Source organism: Pseudomonas sp. 7SR1, assembly GCF_900156465.1.
GTDB lineage: Bacteria > Pseudomonadota > Gammaproteobacteria > Pseudomonadales > Pseudomonadaceae > Aquipseudomonas.
This window is the reverse complement of the sequence record NZ_LT707064.1, coordinates 4,125,674-4,148,208: the sequence shown is the minus strand read 5'-3', so window position 1 is coordinate 4,148,208 and position 22,535 is coordinate 4,125,674. Positions and strand designations below refer to the sequence as shown.

Here is a 22,535-nt window from a genome sequence, read left to right as displayed (position 1 = left end):
CATAACGATAGTCTCGACCAGTTGAAACGTGCCGCACTCCTGCGTCTGCTCAAGCAACGCGGCGCCACACGGGTCATCGAAACGGCTCATGAAGCCATTCCCGGCGCGGATCGCGACGCTCCCCTGGCGCTGTCTTTCGCCCAGCAGCGGCTCTGGTTCCTCGACCAACTGGACCCGACGGCCAGCGCCGCCTACCACATACCCGCCGTGCTGGTCCTGCGCGGCGCTCTCGACCGGACCGCCCTCAAGGCCGCCCTCGACCGTCTCGTGGCGCGGCATGAAAGCCTGCGCACCACCTTTCGTCGCGACGGCGAACAGCCGGTGCAGGTCATCGCCCCGGCCGATTGCGGCTTCGCCCTGGCCGAACATGACCTCAGCCACCTGCCCGCGGACGAAGCCGGACGCGAGGCACAACGCCTGGCCGAAGACGAAGCGGCGCAACCGTTCGACCTGCTGCATGGACCGCTGATCCGTGGCAGCCTGCTGCGCCTGGGCGACGCTGAGCACCGGTTGCTGATCACCCAGCACCACATCATTTCCGACGGTTGGTCCATCGGCATCCTGGTCAAGGAATTCGCCGCGCTCTATGGCGCGTTCAGCGCTGGACAGGCCGATCCGCTACCGCCCCTGGACCTGCAATACGCCGACTACGCCGCCTGGCAACGCCAACACCTGGAGGGCGAGCGTCTCGACCAGCAGGTGGAGTTCTGGCGCGCCCAGCTGGCCGGCGCCCCGGCCCTGCTCTCGCTCCCCACCGATCGGCCGCGCCCGGCGGTGCAGAGCTACCGTGGCGAAACCCTGGGTTTCGACCTGCCGGTCTCGCTGTCCAGCGCCATCGTGCAGTTCGCCCAGTCGCGCGCCGCGACGCCATTCATGACCCTGATGGCGGCCTGGGCAGTCCTGTTGGCGCGCATCAGCGGCCAGCAGGACCTGGTGATCGGCACCGTTGCCGCCAACCGCGACCGCCAGGATGTGCAATCGCTGATCGGCTTCTTCGTCAATACCCTGGCCTTGCGCATCCGCCTGGAAGCCAACCCGACCCTCGACCAGGTGCTGCAGCAGGTCAAGCAGACGATGCTGGACGCCTCCAGCCGCCAGGACACACCGTTCGAGCTGGTGGTCGAAGCCCTCAAGCCGCCGCGCAGTGCCAGCCACAGCCCGGTGTTCCAGACCATGCTCTACACCAACGCAGGGGGCGCCGGCGGCCAGTTGCACCTGCCGGGGGTGGACCTGGAGTTCCTGCCGTCACGCAAGGACAACACCCAGCACGACCTGTCCTTGCACATCGACGAGGGCGGCCCGAGCCTGTCCTGCAGCCTGTCGTATTCCACCGCGCTGTTCGATGCCAGCACCGTCGAACGCCTGGCCAACCGTTTCGAACGCCTGCTGCGCTGTTTCACCGAAGCCCCGGACACCCGTATCGGTGCGTTGCAGCTGGATCCGGCGCTGGCCCTGCCCGATGTCGTCGCCCAGGCGCCCATGCCACAGCGAATGCCCTTGTCCTATCACCAGGAACGGCTCTGGTTCGTCGACACCTTCGAGAACGGTTACCTGTACGAAGCCAACCCGGTCTATCACAACATTCCCCTGCTGCTGGAACTGGCCGGCGAGTTGCACCAGCCGGCCTTGCAAACCGCCCTCGACGGGTTGCTCGCCCGCCATGCGATCCTGCGCTGCCGGGTGTCGAGTGACGATGGCGCCAGCGCCTGGCAATGCTTCGACGGGCCGGCGAGCCAGCCCCTGGAAGTGATCCAGGGCCAGCCGGACAACCTGGCGACCCTGGCCCTGGCCGAGACCCGCCGGCCATTGACCATGAACGGTGGCAGCCTGGTACGTGCCTGCCTGGTACAAGGGGACGAACACAACGCCGTCCTGGCGATCGCCGTGCACCACCTGCTGGCCGACCGTACCTCCATGCAACTGCTCAAGCGCGACCTGCTGGCTCTCTATGAAGCCGCCTGCGCCGGACGCAGCGCCGAACTGCCGCCCCTGTCCCTGACCTACGGCGACTTCGCCGCCTGGCAGCGGCAGTTGCCGGCGGCGCTCACGGAGAACCTGCGGGCCTACTGGGCCTATCAACTGCGGGGCAAGCTGCAGGCCCTGGAACTGCCGTTGAATCGTCCGCGGATGGCCGTGCATGTGTTCGCCGAGGCGACCCATGACTTCACCATCGAAGCGGCCTTGGCACGTCGCCTCGAAGCCTTGGCCCGGGAAACCGGCGTCAGCGCCGACAGCCTGGCCCTGAGCGCCTTCACCGCCCTGCTGCGACGCTACGCCGGACACGACGAACTGGTGGTCGGCACCACGGCCGCTTGCCGAGAACCGGCCTTGCGCGATGTGGTCGGGCCGCTGGACAACCTGCTGGTGATGCGCGGTCTCTGCGCCAGCGATACCACCTTGCAGGAACTCTGGGAGCAGACCGCCGACAACCTGAACCAGGGCCTGCGCCATCGCCACATGCAGTTCGACCAATTGGTGCTGGCCCTCAACCCGGCCAAGGACATGAGCCGCACCGCGTTGTTCGATGTGCTCTTCAATTTCCAGCGCAGCACCGATACCGGTGCCCTGGTCGCCGGCCTGGCGGTCAATACCCTGGAAACCAACCTGGGCTATGGCAAGAACGACCTGCACCTGCTGATTTCGGCCGGCGAGCAGCAGTGGTCCGGGCATCTGGTGTACAACGCGCAGTTCTTCGACGCCGGCTTCATCGAACAACTGATGCGTCACTACGTGCGCCTGCTGCAAGCCTTCGTCGAGGACGCCGGGCAGTGCATCGATGACGTCAACCTGCTGGACGCCACCGAGCGGCAGCGGCAGATCATCGACTTCAACGACAGCGAAGCGGCCTGGCCCGACACCCTGACCCTGCAGCAGATTTTCGAGGACCAGGCGCGCCAGCACCCGGAGCGCATCGCCGTCAACCTGGGCCAGGAACGCCTGAGCTATCGCCAGCTCAACGAGCAGGCCAACCGCCTCGCCCACCACTTGCGCGCCGCGGGCGTGCAACCGCAGGAACCGGTGGCCATCGCGCTGGATCGCTCGGTGCAGATGATCGTCGCCACCCTGGCAGTGCTCAAGGCCGGCGGTGCCTATGTACCCATCGACCCGGCCTCGCCCCAGGATCGCATCGCCTATGTGCTGCGCGACAGCGGCACGCGCAAGGCCATCGCTCGCCCGGACATGGCGCCGACGTTGCAGGCATTGGGCATCGAGGCCTTCGAAGCCAACCCGGACAACGGCGCCAGCAGCGCCAACCCGCCTTGTGTCAATGCCCCGGACCACCTCTGCTATGTGATCTATACCTCGGGCTCCACTGGCGAGCCCAAGGGCGCGCTGCTCGAACACCGCAATGTGGTGCGCCTGCTGCACACCAATCGCCCGGACTTCCAGTTCAGCGCCGACGACGTCTGGTCGCTGTTCCACTCCAACGCCTTCGACTTCTCGGTCTGGGAAATCTTCGGCGCGCTGCTCTTCGGTGCGCGCCTGACCCTGGTACCCGACGCCCTGCGCCGTGATCCCCAAGCGTTGCTGGGCTTCCTCGAAAGCGAACAGGTCAGCGTCCTGAACCAGACGCCTTCGGCGTTCCATCAGCTCAGCGCCGCGGCGCTGGCAGCCGCGCACGTGCGCCTGGAACGGCTGCGCTATGTGATCTTCGGTGGCGAGAGCCTGGAGCTGGGCAAGCTCGACGCCTTCCACCGCGCCTTCGGCCACGTGGCCCTGGTGAACATGTATGGCATCACCGAGACTTGCGTCCACGTGACCTACAAGGCCATCGGCGCGGCGGACATCGCCGCCGGCATTTCCAACGTCGGCCGGCCGATCCCCACCACCGTGGCCTATGTGCTCGACGCCCGTCAGCGCTTGCTGCCGCTGGGAGTGGCCGGGGAAATCTGTGTCGGCGGGCTGGGCGTGGGCCGGGGCTACCTGAACCGTCCGGCACTGACCGCCGAACGCTTCATTGCCGATCCGTTCCGTCCCGGCGAGCGGCTGTACCGCTCCGGGGACCTGGGCAAACTGCTGGACAACGGTGAGATCGTGCATCTGGGCCGGATGGACGCCCAGGTGAAAATCCGCGGTTTCCGCATCGAACTGGGCGAGATCGAAGCCAAGCTGCTGGCCTGCGACGGCGTGCGCGAAGCCCGGGTGCTGGCGCGTGAAGACGCCAGCCAGGGCAAACGCCTGATCGCCTATCTGATCCCCCGTCCCGGGGCGGTGCTGGAAGTGGCCGCCCTGCGCAAGCAGCTGGGGGCCACCCTGCCCGACTACATGATCCCGACGGCCTTCGTCAGCCTGCACGCCTACCCGCTCACCGCCAACGGCAAACTGGACCAGGATGCCTTGCCGGCACCGGACCTGGACGCCATGTCCGATCGCGGCTACGTCGCCCCCGAGGGGGCCACTGAAAAGGCCCTGGCACAGATTTTCCAGGAGCTGCTGGGCCTGGAGCGCGTCGGCCGCAGCGACAGTTTCTTCGAACTCGGCGGGCATTCCCTGCTGGCGGCGCAACTGGTGGCTCGGGTGCGCCAACAGCTGGGCGGCGAGCTGATGTTGCGCGAACTGTTCAGCCATCCCACCGTGGCAGAACTGGCGCGGGTGGTGGGCAACCTGCAAAGCAGCGCCATCGAGCCCCTCGAACCGGCCGACCGCAACGCACCGCTGGCGCTGTCGTTCGCCCAGCAACGCCTGTGGTTCCTCGACCAACTCGACGCCGGGGCCGGCAGCGCGTATCACATGCCTGCGGCCCTGCTGCTGCGCGGTCACCTGGACCGGGTCGCGCTCAAGGCTGCCCTGGACCGCCTGGTGGCGCGCCACGAAAGCCTGCGCACTACCTTCGAACGCCATGGCGAACAGCCGGTGCAGATCATCGCCCCGGCCGACTGCGGCTTCGCGCTGGCCGAACAGGACCTGAGCGCGCTGCCGTACGAGCAGGCCAGCCTCAGTGCGTCGCGCATCGGCAACAGCGAGGCCCTGGCGCCGTTCGACCTCAGCCAGGGACCGCTGATCCGTGGGCGCCTGCTGCGTTTGGCCGATGACGAACACATCCTGCTGATCACCCAGCACCACATCATCTCCGACGGCTGGTCGGTGGGTATCCTGGTCAGGGAACTGGCCGCCCTCTACCGGGCGTTCAGCCAGCAACAGCCCGATCCCCTGCCGGCGCTGCCGATCCAGTACGCCGACTACGCCGCCTGGCAACACCGGGCCCTCAGCGGCGAACGCCTCGCCCGGCAGGCCGACTTCTGGCGCGACCACCTGGCGGGGGCGCCGGCGCTGCTGTCGTTGCCCACCGACCGCCCACGCCCGGCGACGCAAAGCTACCGGGGCGGCGATGTGCCGGTGCAGATCCCGGCGGCATTGCGCCAGCGGCTGGAGCATTTCTGCCAGGCCCACGACGTCACGCTGTTCATGGCGCTGCTCAGTGCCTGGTCGGTGCTCATGGCCAGGCTGGGCAACGAGCGGGACGTGGTCATCGGCGTGCCGACGGCCAACCGCGGCCGTACCGAAACCGAACAACTGATCGGCTTCTTCGTCAACACCCTGGCCCTGCGGGTGGACCTGACGCAGAACCCCAGCGTGACCCAGCTGCTGGCGCAGATCAGACAGACGACGCTGGCCGCCCACGAGCACCAGGACATTCCGTTCGAGCAGGTCATCGAAGCCGTGCAGCCGCCACGCTCGCTGAGCCACAACCCGCTGTGCCAGGTCGCGCTGTCCCTGGACAACACCCCGGGCGGCACCGAGCTGAGCCTGCCCGGCCTGACCCTGATGCCCGTGGCCCAGGCCCATGAAACATCGCAGTTCGACCTGATGCTGACCCTGGGCAACGACGGCGGTACGCTGGCCGGTGTGATCGAGTACGCCAGCGACCTGTTCGATCGCGGCACCGTGGAGCGGTTCGCCCAGCACTTCCAGATCCTGCTGGCGGCCATGGTCGAAGACGTCGAGCAACCCGTGCTCGGTTTACCATTGCTCAGCCCGGCACAGCGCCAGGCTTCGCCGGCGGTACTGCCGCCCAAGGCTGTCTTTGCCCCCGGCCTGCTGGTTCACCAACGCTTCGAAGCGTTCGCCAGCGCCCAGCCCCGGGACATCGCCCTGGTCTTCGGCGAGCAGGAACTCAGCTATCAGGCGCTCAATCGCCGGGCCAACCGCATCGCCCGGCAACTGCTCGCCCAAGGGGTACGCCCTGACGACCGGGTAGCGATCCTGGCCCGGCGCGGCGTGGAGATGGTCTGCGCGGTGCTGGCCGTGCTCAAGGCCGGCGCGGCGTACGTGCCGCTGGACCCGGCCTATCCCGCCGAGCGCCTGGCCTATCTGCTGGACGACAGTGCCCCGGTGGCCTTGCTGGCGCAGCCGGATTGCCTGGACGCCCTGCCCGCGCACCGAGTGCCATGGGTGAGCCTGGACGACTACGTCCCGGCCGCCGACCTGGCGGACGATTCGCTGGATGTGAACCCGCTGGCCGACGACCTAGGCCTGACGTCCCGGCACCTGGCCTACGTGATCTACACCTCCGGTTCCACCGGGCTGCCCAAGGGGGTGCTGGTGGAGCATGGCAATGTCGCCCGGCTGTTCGACGCCACCGCCGAGCTGTTCAGCTTCGGCAGCGACGACGTGTGGACGCTGTTCCATTCCTTTGCCTTCGACTTCTCGGTCTGGGAAATCTGGGGCGCCCTGAGCTACGGCGGCAAGCTGGTGGTCGTGCCGAGCGAGATCGCCCGCTCCCCCGATGATTTCTACGCGCTGGTGTGCCAGCACCAGGTCAGCGTCCTGAACCAGACGCCGAGCGCCTTCCGCCAGTTCATCGAAGCCCGGGAACGCAGCGACCGGGAGCACAGCCTGCGGGAAGTGATTTTCGGTGGCGAGGCTCTGGACTTCCGCAGCCTGCGGCCGTGGACCGCTCGCACGGCGCTGACCCGGACCCGCCTGGTGAACATGTACGGGATCACCGAGATCACCGTGCACGCCACTTACTACCCCGTCAGCCAGGATGAAATCGACGCCGGCGCTCCCAGCCTGATCGGCCCGCCATTGCCCGACCTGTGCCTGCGCATTCTCGACGACTATGGACAACCGGCCCCGGTGGGCGTCGATGGCGAGATCTACATCGGCGGCGCCGGCGTGGCCCGGCATTACCTCAACCGCGACGAGCTCAATGCCCAGCGGTTCATCGCCGACCCATTCGCCAGCGAGCCCGGCGCGCGGCTGTATCGCACCGGCGATATCGCCCGCTACCGGGCCGACGGCGGCGTGGTCTATGTGGGCCGCAACGACTCACAGATCAAGATCCGCGGTTTCCGCATCGAACTGGGAGAAATCCAGGCCCAGCTGTTGGCCTGTGCCGAAGTCCGCGAAGCCCTGGTCACCGTGCGCGAAGACCAGCCCGGCGACAAGCGCCTGGTGGCCTACCTGATCGCCCATGACGGGGTCGTCCCGGAGTCGTCCGCCTTGCGCAGCCAACTGGCGAGCGTGCTGGCCGAACACATGCTGCCCAGCGCGTTCGTGACCCTGACGGCCTGGCCGCTGACCACCAACGGCAAGCTGGACCGCAATGCCCTGCCGGCGCCGGATGCATCCGCCACCGCCAGCCAGCATTACGAAGCCCCGCTGGGGCCGGTCGAAAACACCCTGGCAAGTGCCTGGCAGGAACTGCTGGGGGTCGAACGGGTGGGCCGCCACGATCATTTTTTCGAACTGGGTGGGCATTCGTTCCTGGTCATCAGCCTGATCGAGCGCCTGCGCCAGGCCGGCCTGCAACTGGACGTGCGCACGGTATTTTCCGCCCCGACCCTCAAGGCCATGGCAGCCGTCCTGGCCGGTGGCGACAATGCGCGACGGGCCGTGCCGGAGAACCTGATCCCCGCCGGCTGCACCGCCATCGAACCGCAGATGCTGCCCCTGGTCACCCTCAGCCAGGGGGAAATCGAGCAGATCGTCGCCGACGTTCCCGGCGGCGCCGGCAATGTCCAGGACATCTACCCCTTGTCCTCGTTGCAGGAAGGCATCCTGTTCCACCATCTGTTGCAGTCCGAAGGCGATGCCTACCTGATGCGCACCGTGGTGACCTTCGCTCGGCGCCAGTTGCTCGACAATTTCCTCGCCGCCGTGCAGGTGGTGATCGACCGCCACGATATCCTGCGCACCGCCTTGCGCTGGCAGGGCCTGCCGCAACCGGTGCAGGTGGTGCATCGCCAGGCCCGGCTGCCGGTGGTGGCCCTGGAGTGCGCCCCCGGCGAAGACGCCCTGCAGGTCCTGCGCGACCATACGGACACCCATCACCTGCGACTCGACCTGCAGCGGGCGCCGCTGATCGCGGCCTACATCATCCACGATGAACCGGGTGACCAGTGGCTGCTGGCGCTGCTCGACCATCACCTGGTCAGCGACAACGTGACCTTGCGCCTGATCATGCTGGAGATCCAGGCGGTGCTGGCCGGCCAGGCCGACAGCCTGCCGCCGTCCCAGCCGTACCGTAACTTCATCGCCCAGGCGGCCAGCGTGTCCCAGGCCGAACACGAGGCCTACTTCCGTCGCCTGCTGGCCGATGTCGACTCCACCACCGCGCCTTACGGCGTGCTGGATGTACGAGGCAACGGCGCCGGGATCAAGCGTGCGGTCCGCCCTCTGGGCGATGAACTCAGTGCCCGTGTGCATCGCACCGCGCGCCAGCAAGGGGTGCCGACTTCGGTGCTGTTCCACGCTGCCTGGGGCCTGGTGGTGGCTGCCACCAGCGGCCGCGACGACGGGATCTTCGGCACCGTGCTCTCGGGTCGCTCCCAAGGCACCGCCGGGGCCGACCACGCCCTGGGCATGTTCATCAACACCTTGCCCATGCGCATTCGCTTGCAGCAGCACACCGTCAGCGACATCGTCCGTGACGCCTACCAGCAGCTCAGTGAACTGCTGACCCACGAGCAGGCATCCCTGGCCCTGGCCCAGCGATGCAGTGCGGTGGACGCCTCGCTGCCACTGTTCACGGTGATCCTCAACTGCCGGCATGGCGACCTGGTGAACGCCTCCGGGGAAAACGTCGAGGACATGGGCGAGCAGGAAGGCATGCACTTCATTGCTTCGGAAACCCGTACCAACTACCCCATCGAAATCGCCGTGGCCAACGTGGGCAATGGGTTCTCCCTGACCGCCCAGTCCATCACCGGAATCGACCCGCACCGCATCGCCGCCTACCTGGCCCAGGCCGTCGCCGCCCTGGTGCAGGCCCTGGAGCAAACCCCCGAGCGCCTCGCCAGCAGCCTGGACGTGCTGCCCGACGACGAGCGCCAGTTGCTGTTGCGCGACTTCAACCGCACCGCCACCGACTTCGGGCCGGCCCAGCCGATCCATACCCTGTTCGAAACCCAGGTCCGGCTCGCCCCCGACGCCGTGGCCCTGGTCTGCGAAGACCGCCAGCTGACCTACCGCCAGCTCAACCGCCGCGCCAACCACCTGGCCCGCCAGCTGCTCGCCCTCGGCGTGCAGCCCGATCAACGGGTCGCCATCTGCGCCGAGCGCAGTCTGGACATGATCGTCGGCCTGCTGGGCGTGCTCAAGGCCGGCGCGGCCTATGTGCCCATCGACCCGGCCCACCCCGCCGACCGCATGGCCTTCATGCTCCAGGACAGCCAGCCACTGGCGGTGCTGACCCAGTCGGCGCTGTCGCTGCCCACCGGGGACCTGCCATGCCTGCTACTGGACACTGACGCCTCGCTGCATGCCGCCCACGATGTGGCGTTCGACGTGAACCCGCGGATCGCCGGCCTGACCCCGCAACACCTGGCCTACGTGATCTACACCTCCGGCTCCACCGGCCAGTCCAAGGGCGTGATGGTCGAGCACCGCTCGGTGTTCAACTTCTGGCAGGTGATGCGCCGCACCACCCACCAGCATTGCCCGGCCCCGGCCACCGTGGCCTTGAATGCCGGCTTCTTCTTCGACATGTCGATCAAGGGCATCGCCCAGCTGTTCTGCGGCCATCGCCTGGTGATCATCCCGCAACTGATCCGCGCCAGCGGCCACGAGCTGCTGGACTTCCTCGAACAGCACCAGGTCCACGCCTTCGACTCCACCCCGTCCCAGCTCGACACCCTGCTGGCCGCCGGCCTGCTGGAGCGCCAGCGTTACCAGCCGGTGAGCGTGCTGCTCGGCGGCGAGGCGATCAACAGCGCCACCTGGGAGAAACTGCGCAACTGCCGAAACATCCGCTTCTACAACATGTACGGCCCCACCGAGTGCACGGTGGACGCCACCCTCGACCTGATCCGCGACCTGGGCGACCGTCCGAGCATCGGCCGGCCGTTTGCCAATGTGCAGGTCCATGTCCTCGATGCCCGGGGCGAACCGACGCCGTTGGGGGTGGCCGGGGAAATCCATATCGGCGGCATCGGCGTGGCCAGGGGTTACCTGAACCGGCCGGAACTGAGCGCCGAGCGCTTCATCGCCGACCCGTTCAGCGACCAGCCGGATGCGCGCCTGTACAAGACCGGCGACCTGGGTCGCTGGCTGGCCGACGGCACACTGGAATACCTGGGCCGCAACGACTTCCAGGTGAAGATCCGGGGTTTTCGCATCGAACTGGGCGAGATCGAAAGCGCCCTGCTGGCCTGCCCCGGCATCCGCGAAGCCGTGGTGATCGCTCGGGAAGACAGCCAGGGCGATACCGACAACAAACGCCTGGTGGCCTACGTCTGCGGCGAGCCGGTTCCGGTCGAGCAACTGCGCAGCGCCCTGCTGGACAGTCTGCCCGAGTACATGGTGCCCAGCGCCTTCGTGCACCTGGACGCCCTGCCCCTGACCGCCAACGGCAAGCTCGATCGCCGGGCCCTGCCCGCACCGGGTGCCGAGGCCCTGGCCAGCCAGGCCTACGAAGCGCCCCAGGGCGAAACCGAAATCGCCATTGCCGAGATCTGGAAAGGCTTGCTGCACCTGGATCAGGTCGGCCGCCACGACGGCTTCCTCGAACTGGGCGGCCACTCCCTGCTGGCCGTGCAATTGCTTTCGCGGCTGCGCCGCAAGCTGGGTGCGCGGATCAGCCTGCGCGAGCTGTTCGAAGCACCGACCGTGCGCGGCCTTGCCGCGCTGGTCAACGCCGCGTCGTCCAGCGAATCGGCATCGATTCCCCTGGCCAATCGCTCGGGACGCCTGCCGCTGTCGTTCTCCCAGCAACGCCTGTGGTTCCTCGATCATCTGGATCACGCGGCGGGCGCCGCCTATCACCTGCCGCTGGCCTTGCGCCTGAAAGGGCCGCTGGACAAGTCCGCCCTGCAGGCCACCCTGGACCGCCTGGTGGCGCGCCATGAAACCCTGCGCACCCGTTTCGAACTGGTGGATGGCGAACCGGTACAGAAGATCGCTCCAGCCGATTACCGCTTCCAACTGGAGCAACAAGACCTGCGCTCGCTGCCGGCCGACGAACGCAGCGCCACGCTGGAACGCCTCGGCCAGGTGAATGCGACGCAACTGTTCGACCTGAACCGGGGACCATTGATGCGCGGCCATCTGGTGCAATTGGCGGATGAAGAGCATGTGTTGTTCATGACCTTGCACCACATCGTGTCCGACGGCTGGTCCAACAGTGTACTGGCCCGTGAAGTGAGCGCGCTCTACAGCGCCTTCAGTCAGGGGCACAAAGACCCGCTGCCGCCCCTGGCGCTGCAATACGTGGATTACGCCGCCTGGCAGCGCAAGTCCCTGGAAGGCCCGGCGCTGCAGGCGCAGATCGATTTCTGGCGACAACACCTGGAGGGCGCGCCCGCGCTGTTGAACCTGCCGTTGGATCGCCCGCGCCCGGCGATCCAGAGCTATGCCGGCGGTATCGTCGAGTGCGCGTTCACACCGGCACTCAGTGCGCAGTTGCGCGCGTTCAGCCAGGCCCGGGGCACCACGTTGTTCATGGTGCTGCTGGGCGGTTGGGCAGTGCTGATGAGCCACCTGAGCGGCCAGCACGATGTGGTGGTCGGCACCCCTGTCGCCAATCGCCAACGCCCCGAGCTGGAGGCACTGATCGGTTTTTTTGCCAATACCCTGGCATTGCGGGTCGACACCGGGCGCGACAGCCGTGTCGAAAACCTGTTGGAACGCATCAAGCAGCAGACACTGGCGGCCTACAGTCATCAGGACCTGCCTTTCGAACAGGTGGTCAGCGCCCTGCAACCAACCCGCAGCATGAGTCACAGCCCGTTGTTCCAGGTGATGCTGAGCCTGGACAACACGCCGCCGTCACCGCTGCAACTGCCAGGGCTGGACGTGCAGACCCTGGAAAGCCCACACAACACCACTCAGTTCGACCTGTCCCTGTCGTTGATCGACAACGGCGAGCGCATCGGTGGCAGCCTGCAGTACGCCAACGACCTGTTCGACCGTGTCACCGTGCAGAACATCGCCGGACTGTTCGCCACGGTCCTGGAACAGCTGGTCGCCGATCCCCGCCAGTCCCTCGGCCAGTTGCTGGACAACCTCCCGATGCTGGTGCGCTCGGCCAGCGCCACGCAGCAGCCGGAAAGCCTCGCGGACAGCCCGGTCCAGGCCCTGCCCTACGAGGCGCCGCAAGGCGATACCGAGATCGCCATCGCGGCGCTCTGGCAGGACCTGTTCAAGCTGGAACAGGTCAGCCGGCATGACGATTTCTTCAGCCTTGGCGGCATTTCGTTGATGGCGGTGCAGATGGCTTCGCGGCTGCGCAAGGTGCTGGGCAAACCCATCGCGGTGCGTGACCTGTTCGTCGAGCCGACCATCGCCGGTTTCGCCAGGACACTCGACGGCCAGGCACGACCGGGCGCCCACGGCAATCTGGTGCCGATCCGGCGGACCGGCTCCCAGCGGCCATTGTTCCTGGTGCATCCGTTGGGCGGTGAGGTCCAGTATGCGCGGGACCTGGCGTCGGCACTCGATCCCCAGATGCCGGTCTACGGCCTGGCCGCCAGCGGCCTGGTGGCGGGGGAGGCGCCGCTGTCGGATGTCGGCGCCATGGCCACGCGCTACCTGGCCGCCATCCGCCAGGTCCAGCCGCAAGGGCCGTACCGGATCGCCGGTTGGTCGGCCGGTGGGCTGATCGCCTATGAAATGGCACGCCAGCTCCAGGCCGGTGGTGAAGCCCTGGAGTTCCTCGGCATCATCGACGCATCGGCACGCCCTGATCCGGTCCCGGCGCCGGCGGTGAGCGAGGCTCAGTTCCTGATGGCCTGGCTGCCCGAGCAGATCGACCCCGACCTGTCCCGGCAACTGACGGCGCTGGCCGAGAACTGCGCCATCGAGGCGATGCTGGCGCTGTGCACAGCCAATCGCCTGTTGCCCGAGGAGCTGCCTCACGACATCGATGCCGGCCTGTTGCGCACGCACCTGGCGGTGGCCTATGCGACACGGCAGGCCATCGGTGCCTATGTCAGCCTGCCGAGCCCGCTCAAGGTGTCGTTGTTCACAGCCAGTGACCAGCAACGCAGCGATCCGACCCTGGGCTGGCGCGCACTGCTCCAGGATCGGGTGAGCGTCACGGCCCTTCCCGGCACTCACAACACCGTGGTCAAGGCTCCCCATGTCACCGGGCTGGGCGAGGCGATTTCCCGGGAGCTGAGGACTGCCATGGCGTCATGACCCACCCCGTGGGCGTGGTCCAGCCTGCAGGGCGATGGCCCGGTCAGTCTCGACGATGACCGGGCCATCGCCGCGCGGGTTTGCCTGCGACGGCAATGGCCCAGACAGCTGCAAGGTGTCTGGCTCGACACTTTCGAAGGTCGGCCCGCCGTCACGAGGTTCCATGGCCTGGCAACTGTCCCGGTTTTCCGCCACAGACTTTTCCCGCCGGGCCATGCTTAATAACCACCAAGGCTGAATCGTTTTAGTGGCTGGAGTCCACGAACGCTCATCCGTTGCGTAACCCACGATCACTCTGGAGGGAGCCTTATGCATGTGATCATTACGGCCGTCGGCTCAGCCGGTGACGTCCATCCTTTTGTCGGCATCGGTCGCACCCTTGCGGCGCGCGGGCATCGGATCACGTTTTGCGCCAGCGCCGCGTTCGCCCCATTGATAGAACGCTGCGGCTTCGAGTTCCTGCCCTTGGGCACCCGTGAAGAATATGACGAAGTCATGGCCGACCCGGCCCTCTGGCACCCGCGGACTTCGTTGCCGACGCTCTGGAAAACCATCGCCAGCACCCTGCGTGAACAGTATCGACTGCTGGAACAGGCCTGCGACGACGAAACCGTCATGCTGGGTTCCTTGTGGGCGTTTTCGGCGCGTCTGCTGCATGAGAAGCACGGCATTCCCCTGGTCACCGCCCAGGTCTCGCCATTCGGCTTCTGGTCCGCCGCGGCGCCTTCGACCCATCCACCAGGCACCAACCTGCCAGGCTTCGTGCCTTATCGGATGAAGCGCCTGCTGCTGGGCCTCATCGAACGAGCGTTCCTGGATCGGGTCATGGCGCCGCAACTCAACAGTTTCCGTCAGGAGCTGGGATTGCCTGCGGTCAAACGCATCATCAGCCAATGGATTTCCTCGCCGGATCGGGTACTGGGGCTGTTCCCGCAGTGGTTCGCCCCGGTGCAGCATGACTGGCCCGCGCAGACGGTGCTGACCGGCTTTCCGCTGTTCGATGAGTCGGGCTTCCAGCAGATGGACGCCGAACTGCAAGACTTCCTGGACGAGGACAATCCGGTGGTGTTCACCCCGGGCTCGACCATGGTCAACAGCGAGCAGTATTTCACTGCGGCGGTCCAGGCCCTGAAGCAAGTGAATCGGCGCGGCGTATTCCTCACCAGCCAGCCAGTCGACCCGGCGGTGTCCGCCCAAGGCCGGATCCTGGTGCGGCGCTATGTACCGATGAGTCGCATCCTGCCCCAGAGTGCGGCCCTGGTGCATCACGGAGGCGTCGGGACCACGGCGCTGGCCATGGCGGCTGGCGTGCCGCAGATCGCCACGCCGTTCGCCCACGACCAGTTCGACAACGCCGCGCGGATGGAGCGACTGGGTTGCGGTTTGCGGGTATTCCCGCCCGCCTCCGCCGAATCGCTGGCCGCGGCGCTGGACAAGGTCTTGAACAGCCCCGACGTGCGCGCCAGCTGTGATCGCTATCGCGCGCTGATCGCCAGTGGCGACAGCGCCTGTGAAGCGGCGGCGCAGCAAGTCGAAGCCCTCGCCCGCCGGGCCACGCACGGCACCGCGCCGAAACGCTACCAGGTCGCATAAGCCCACCCAGGCACAGCGTACGCAGGGAAGAACCCGCCACCGACAGCAAGCGCCCGGATGCCTGCTGTCGGCTTTGAAAAGGACAACGGACATGGACGTACTTTACCCGCTTACCGCCCCGCAACTGGACATCTGGCTGGATCAGGTGCTGCATGGAGACAGTCCGCTGTACAACATCGGCGGCTACGCGCGCATCAATGGCTCGGTGGATGCCTCGAGACTGCGACAGGCCATCGACCAGGTGGTCGCCCGCCACGATGCCCTGCGCATCCATCTGGTGCCCGGTTCGGCCGAACATCCCATGCCGCGCCAGCGCTTCCTGGCGTCGGCGAGCGTACCGCTGGCCCTGCACGACGTGTCGACGCAAGCCGATCCGCAAGCCAGCGCCCTGGCCTTGTTGCAAGGGAACCTGCAAACGCCGTTTTCCTTCGACAGCGGGCTGCTGTTTCGCGCGGTCCTGATCAAGGTCCGCGAAGACCTCCATTACTTTTTCATCAATTGCCATCACCTGATCATCGACGGCTGGTCCTTCGCCATGATCGGCCGGGCCATCAGCCAGGCCTACACCGACCTTTCGGTGTCGCCGGACGCCCTGGAACCAGCGCCGACCTATCAGGCGTACATCGAACAACAGCGAGCCGACAGGGACTCACCGGCCTTCCAACGCCAACGCCAGTACTGGCTGGACAAATACAGGACGGTGCCCGAACCCTTGCTCGCGCCTCGTTACCAGGCCCAGTCCGGCCAGCGCCTGGCCCCCAGCCGAAACCATGCCTGGCGCCTGCCGCGAGCGTTGTACGACCGTCTTGGCGAGCGGGCGAAGGCCTGCGGACAAGCGACGGTGTTCCACGCCATGCTGGGCCTGTTGTACAGCTACTTTGCCCGAGTGACCCTGCGCGATGAAATCGTGATCGGGCTGCCGATCCTCAACCGCGCCAATGCCGCGCACAAGGCCACGGTGGGGCTGTTTGTCGGCATGAGCCCGGTACGCCTGAGCCTGGGTACCGAGTCAAGTTTCAGCGAGCTGGTCTCAAGGATCGCCCTGACACTCAAGCAGGACTACCGCCATCAACGTTTTCCCTTGAGCGAACTGAACCGGGAACTGGGCTTGCAGCATCAGGGCCGCCGGCAGCTGTTCGACCTGGTGGTGTCCTACGAACAGGACCAGGACACCTGGTACGCAACGGCCCCCGCGCAGCCGGTCAAGCTCAGCAACGGCTACGAACAGATGCCCCTGGCGATGCACATCCGCGAAGCGGCGCCGGACGACGATGTGTCGATGCATTTCATCTACAACGAAGCCTACTTCGATGCCACGCAGATCGAGGCGATGCAACAGCGCTTCATGCATATGCTGCAGGGCGTGGTCGATGATTTCGACGTGCCGGTCAAGGCTCTCGACCTCATGCCACCGGCCGAACACCAGTTGCTGGCGCAGTGGAACCGCACAGCCGTCGACTACCCCAGGGACGTGCTGCTGCACGGGCTGATCGAAGCCCAGGTGGCCGCGCGCCCGGAAGCGATAGCGGTACGTTTCGAGAGCCGGGCACTGACCTATGATGCGCTGAACCAACAGGCCAACCGGTTGGCCCATGCCCTGATCGAGCAAGGCATCGGCCCCGACGCCCGAGTCGCCATCTGCCTGGAGCGGAGCCTGGAAATGGTGGTGGGCCTGCTGGGAATCCTCAAGGCGGGCGCTGCCTATGTCCCCCTGGACCCCGGATATCCCGCCGACCGCCTGGACCACATGCTCAAGGACAGCGCTCCCGGCGTGCTTGTCACCACCCGGGGGTTGCTGGCGAACCTGCCCACGGTGGATGTGCCTGTGCTGTGCCTGGACACCGACCTCGACCGCCTGGCCCGGCAACCGACGCACAACCCGGACGCCAGGGCCCTGGGCCTGACACCCCGGCACCTGGCCTACGTGATCTACACCTCAGGCTCCACCGGCCTGCCCAAAGGCGTCATGAACCAGCATGACGGCGTCGTGAACCGCCTGCTCTGGGCTCGCGATACTTACCGGGTGGACGAGCACAGTCGGATCCTGCAGAAAACCCCCTTCAGTTTCGACGTCTCCGTCTGGGAATTCTTCCTGCCCTTGCTGAGCGGCGCGCAACTGGTGGTCGCGGCCCCCGGCGGTCACCAGGATCCCCGCTACCTGATGGACATCATGGCTGGCGCCGGCATCACGTTGCTGCATTTCGTGCCGTCGATGCTGCAAGTGTTCCTGGACCAGGTCGAGCCCCAGCGCCTGTCGGCCCTGCAGCAAGTGCTGTGCAGTGGCGAAGCCTTGCCCCATGCCCTGCAGGTGCGGTTTTTCGAGCATTTGCCGCAGGTGCGACTGCACAACCTGTATGGCCCCACCGAAGCGGCCATCGACGTCACTGCCTGGCAGTGCCGGCCCGACGTACACCCCGGCATCGTCCCGATCGGACAGCCGATCGCCAATATCCAGCTGTATGTCCTCGACGCGAACCTGCAACCGCTGCCGCCCGGCATCGCCGGCGAGCTGCATATCGGCGGCATCGGTGTGGCGCGAGGTTACTTCAACCGGCCGCAGCTCACCGCCGAGCGGTTTGTCGGCGACCCGTTCCAGGCCGATCCCCAGGCGCGGCTGTACAAGACCGGCGACCTGGCTCGCTGGCTGCCCGATGGCAGTCTCGAATACCTGGGGCGCAACGACTTCCAGGTGAAAATCCGCGGCCTGCGGATCGAACTCGGCGAACTGGAGGCGCGCCTCGCTACCTGCGAAGGCGTGAAGGAAGCGGTCGTGATCGCTCGCCAGGCAGGTGAAGGCGATGCGTACCTCAGCGCCTACCTGGTGGGCGAACCCGGGCACGAACTCTGCCCGCAGGCCCTGCGCGAGGCCTTGCGCCGACAGGTGCCCGACTACATGGTGCCCCGGCACCTGATCCAGCTTGAACGACTGCCCCTGAACGTCAACGGCAAGCTGGACCGAAAGGCCCTGCCCGAGCCCGAACAGACCTTCGGCAGCAGCGATGCGACGGCGCCGCGTACCCCCCTGGAACGGATGCTGGCCGACCTCTGGGCAGAGAACCTGGACCGGCCGGCGCCGGGCATCCACGACAACTACTTCATGCTGGGCGGCGACTCGCTGAAAGTCATCCATTTGCAGATCAAGGCACGTGAACAAGGGATCGGCCTGACACTGGCCCAGGTCTATCAGCACCCGACCATCGCGCAACTGGCCCACAGCATCCAGGCCCAGGCCATCTCGCCGATCCCCCTGCTGCCGTCGATGCACGTGGCACCGTTCGCCCAGGTCCCCGAGGCGATTCGCCTGGCCCACGAAGGCGAGTTCGACGATGTGTACGCGGCCTCGCAGTTGCAGGTCGGGATGATCTATCACTCGATGATGCATCCGGACTCGGCGATCTATCACGATATCTTCCGCTATCGCCTGCGCCTGCACTGGGATCCGATGGCCTGGCAGCGTGCCTGCCAGACACTGATCCAGCGCCACCCGGCGTTGCGCATGTCGTTCGACATCGGTCACGCCGAAGTGCCCATGGCCCGGGTACACCCCGTGGTCGAAGCCCCCGTGCAGGTTGTCGATGCACGCTCGCTGAGCCCCGATGCCCGCGCCCAGGCCATCGCCCGCTATGTGGATGAACGCAAGCGTTATCGCGAGGATTGGCAGCAGGCCCCGCTGTATCAGTTCTGTGTCTTCGTGGCGGCGCAGGAAATCGACCTGGTGTTGAGTTTCCACCATGCGATTCTCGACGGTTGGAGCGTGGCGACCCTCATGCGCGACCTGATCACGCTCTACACCTCGACGCAAGGCTCGGACGCCCTGCCGGCGCTGACGACCACGCCGGCCGATTTCATCGTCCTGGAGCGGGAGGCCATGGCCGATGATGCCCATCGCCAGTTCTGGAGCGAATACCTGCGCGAGGCGCCCACCGCGTCCATGACCAGCTGGGTGCCCGTGGTGGCCCCGGATACGACGCCGCACCGCTCGGCCTACCGGGAGCTGCCTGGTGCGGATCTGGCGCGGCTCGAAGCGTTCTGCCGCGACCAGGACCTGCCGTTGCGCGCCGTGCTGCTGGCCGCCCACGGTTTCGCGCAAGCCATCATGTCCAACCAGAAAGAAGTGCTGTGCGGTGTCATCAGCCATGGCCGGCCGGAGTTCGAGGACGCGGCCTCGGTCCTGGGCCTGTTCCTCAACACCCTGCCCCTGCGCTTCAACGCCCAGGGCCAGAGTTGGCTGGAGATGATCCGAGGGTTGATCGGCGAGGAGCAGCAGGTCTTCCCCCATCGGCGTTATCCGTTCGCCCTGATTCATCGCGACACCGCCGTTGCGCTGAACGTGGTGTTCAACTACGTCGACTTCTATGTACTCAAGGACATGCTGACCCAGGGTGACGAGATCCTGGTGGAATGGGACACCACGGAAGCCAGCAACTACGACTTGCTGACCACCATGGGCCGCCACCCGGGCAATGGTTCGCTGATGCTGAAAATGGACTATTGCACGGCCCGCGTCGCCACGAGCCAGGTCGAGGCCTATGCCGAATACCTGTTGCGCACCCTTGAGTCGATCGTCGCCGAGCCCACTGCGGTGCCCCGCATTCCAGCCTGGCTTCCCCAGATCGAGCAAGCCACGCCGGTGACCGCTCCCCGGCACAATCTGTCGACCCTGCTGCAGGAGAGCCTGGGTCGCCACGACGAGCAGATCGCCCTGAGCTTCGAGCAGACCCGCCTGTCCTACCGTGAGCTGCGCAACGGTTGTGCGCAGCTCACGCAGTGGCTGCACCGGCAGGGTATCGGCCAGGGCGATCGGGTGGCGATCATGATGCCCCGCTCCCCCGAGCTGATCGTCGCCCTGCTGGGTGTCGTCCAGGCCGGCGCGGCCTATGTGCCGATCGACCTGAGTTACCCCCACGACCGCATCCGGCTGATCCTGGAAGACTCTCAGCCCAGCCTGGTGCTGTTCGCCGACGCCTCGGCGCACCTGGCGCCCCTGGCCAGCCAGGGAGTGAAGCGCCATTGGGACAGTGTCGTCAGCGAGTTCGACGATGACCTTGCACGCCACCTCGCGCTGGTTTCCACCCTCGCCGCCACCATCGCCGACGAAGATAACGCCTACGTGCTCTATACCTCGGGCTCGACGGGACGGCCCAAGGGCGTGGCGATGCCTCACCGCGCACTGACCAACATGATCCTCTGGCAGAACCGCCGACAGGACGAGGACAGCAGCGCCGCACCGCTGAAAACCTTGCAGTACTCGCCCATTTCGTTCGACGTGTCGTTCCAGGAAATCTTCTCGACCCTGTGCTGCGGCGCGGAACTGGCCTTGATCGATGAAGGGCTGCGCTACGACTTCATCCGCCTGCTGAAATTCATCGGCGAGCACGCGGTCAATCGCCTGTTCCTGCCCTACGTCGCCTTCCAGGGCCTGGCGGAAGTGGCCCAGCAACTGGGCATTCGCCCCGTATCGCTGCGCCAGATCAGCGTGGCTGGCGAACAACTGAAGATCACCGGCGAAATCCGCGCCCTGATCGATGGCCTCGACGATTGCCGGGTGGAAAACCACTACGGCCCGACCGAAGCCCACGTGGTCACGAGCCTGAAGCTCGAAGGCGCCACCACGACCTGGCCGAGCATGCCGCCCATCGGTGCGCCAATCGACGGGGTTCGCATGCATGTGCTGGACGCAGCGGGCGAAGCCTGCCCGGTCGGGGTCATGGGCGACCTGTACATCGAGGGCACCTGCCTGGCGAACGGCTACTGGAATCGACCCGACCTGACTGACGAGCGCTTCGTCTATCGCCAGCTGGACGGCCGGACCCGGCGCCTGTACGAAACTGGAGACATCGGTTTCTACCTGCCCTGGGGCGACCTGGTCTACCAGGGACGCAGCGACGCCCAGGTCAAGATCCGCGGCTATCGCGTCGAGCTGGGCGAGATCGAACTGGCGATGCTCGGCTCCGCCCGGTTCGGCGCGGACATTCAACAGGTGGCGGTCATCGACAAGACCGCCGCCGACGGCACGCGCTACCTGGTGGGCTTCGTCCAGGCCATGCCGGGGTGCCAGCCGGATCTCGACCAGCTCAAGGCCGAAATGCGCCTGGCCCTGCCCGACTACATGGTGCCGAACACCCTGGTCGGCATCGTCCGGATACCCCTCGGCCCCACCGGCAAGATTGACCGGCGACGCTTGCAGGAAGTCGATGTGCAGCACACCTCCCAACGTCCGTTCACCGGCCCTCGCACGGTCGCCGAGGACCTGCTGCAAGCCTACTGGCAGGAAACCCTCGGCCTGGAACGGATCAGCGTGCACGACAACTTCTTCGAGCTGGGTGGCAACTCCCTCAAGGCCGTGCAGCTGGTCGCCATGCTGACCCGGCACCAGGGCTTCGCGCCGTCGCTGTCCGATTTCATCCAGGCACCGACCATCGCCGAATTTGCCCAGGTGCTGCAACAGGCCGGTACCGCGCCCGCCGAAACCGGCGCGCTGGTGGACTTCAAGAACGCCAGCCGGGCACCGACGCTGTTCCTGGTCCACCCCATCGGCGGGCATGTGCTCTGCTATGCCGCCCTGGCCCGGGTGCTCAAGGACCAGGTCCATCTCTATGCGCTGCAGGCTCCGGGCACCTGGGATGAGCGTGGCCCGTTGCACTCGGTACCGGCCCAGGCGGTGCATTACGCCGACGCCATCGAACAGGTCGCGCCCCAGGGCCCGCTCAATATCGGTGGCTGGTCCTACGGCGGGGTCGTGGCGTATGAACTGGCGAGCGAGCTGCAACGGCGCGGCCGGCGCCTGCACAACGTGTTTCTGCTGGACACCATCGTGCGCGTCAAGCAAGGCGACGTGCAGATCGAGCGCAGCGAATTCATGAACTGGTTCATGTGGGAACTGCTCAGCGGCGATGGCCAGAAAGAATACGACTACCAGGCGCTCGACTTCTCTGCCATGCAAGACCAGCAAGCCTTCGAGGCGATCAGGCGGCACGCCATCGACCGCGGCGTTTTCGACCAGACCCTGACCCTGGCCACCCTGGACCAGTTGTTCCGGGTCTTCCATGCGAACTGGCAGTCGTTGCTGGACTACCGCTTTGCGCCACTGGATCTGCCGATCACGCTGTTCGCCGCGGATGTGCAGTTGCCCGAGGTGCTGCAAGCCCCCCACGAACTGGTGGGCACCGCCTTCGACGATCCGTATCGCGGCTGGCGCTCGATCGCCCCCCAGGTACAACGGATCGCCGTGGAGGGCGACCACCTGACCATGATGCGTGAACCGCACATCGTCCGGGTCGGTGAATTCATCAAGCTACGCATGGACGCGGCCCGGACCGAGCACATCGGATCCCGGACGGCAATCGTTTGAACGCCCCTAA

Annotated in this window: 2 protein-coding genes and 1 pseudogene; all 3 read left to right on the top strand. The window is 66.4% G+C overall.

Features of this window, described 5'->3' with window-relative positions; genetic code table 11:
• Window positions 1–111: 111 nt before the first annotated feature.
• A pseudogene (locus BW992_RS18945) lies at window positions 112–13,581 on the top strand (amino acid adenylation domain-containing protein); the annotation flags it as partial.
• A gap of 309 nt (window positions 13,582–13,890) precedes the next feature.
• Window positions 13,891–15,174, top strand: coding sequence for a glycosyltransferase (locus tag BW992_RS18940; protein ID WP_072431537.1), 1,284 nt, complete (start codon window positions 13,891–13,893; stop codon window positions 15,172–15,174).
• A gap of 91 nt (window positions 15,175–15,265) precedes the next feature.
• Entirely contained in the window at window positions 15,266–22,525 is a 7,260-nt protein-coding gene (locus BW992_RS18935) for an amino acid adenylation domain-containing protein (protein WP_076406908.1), read from the top strand.
• Window positions 22,526–22,535: the final 10 nt, after the last annotated feature.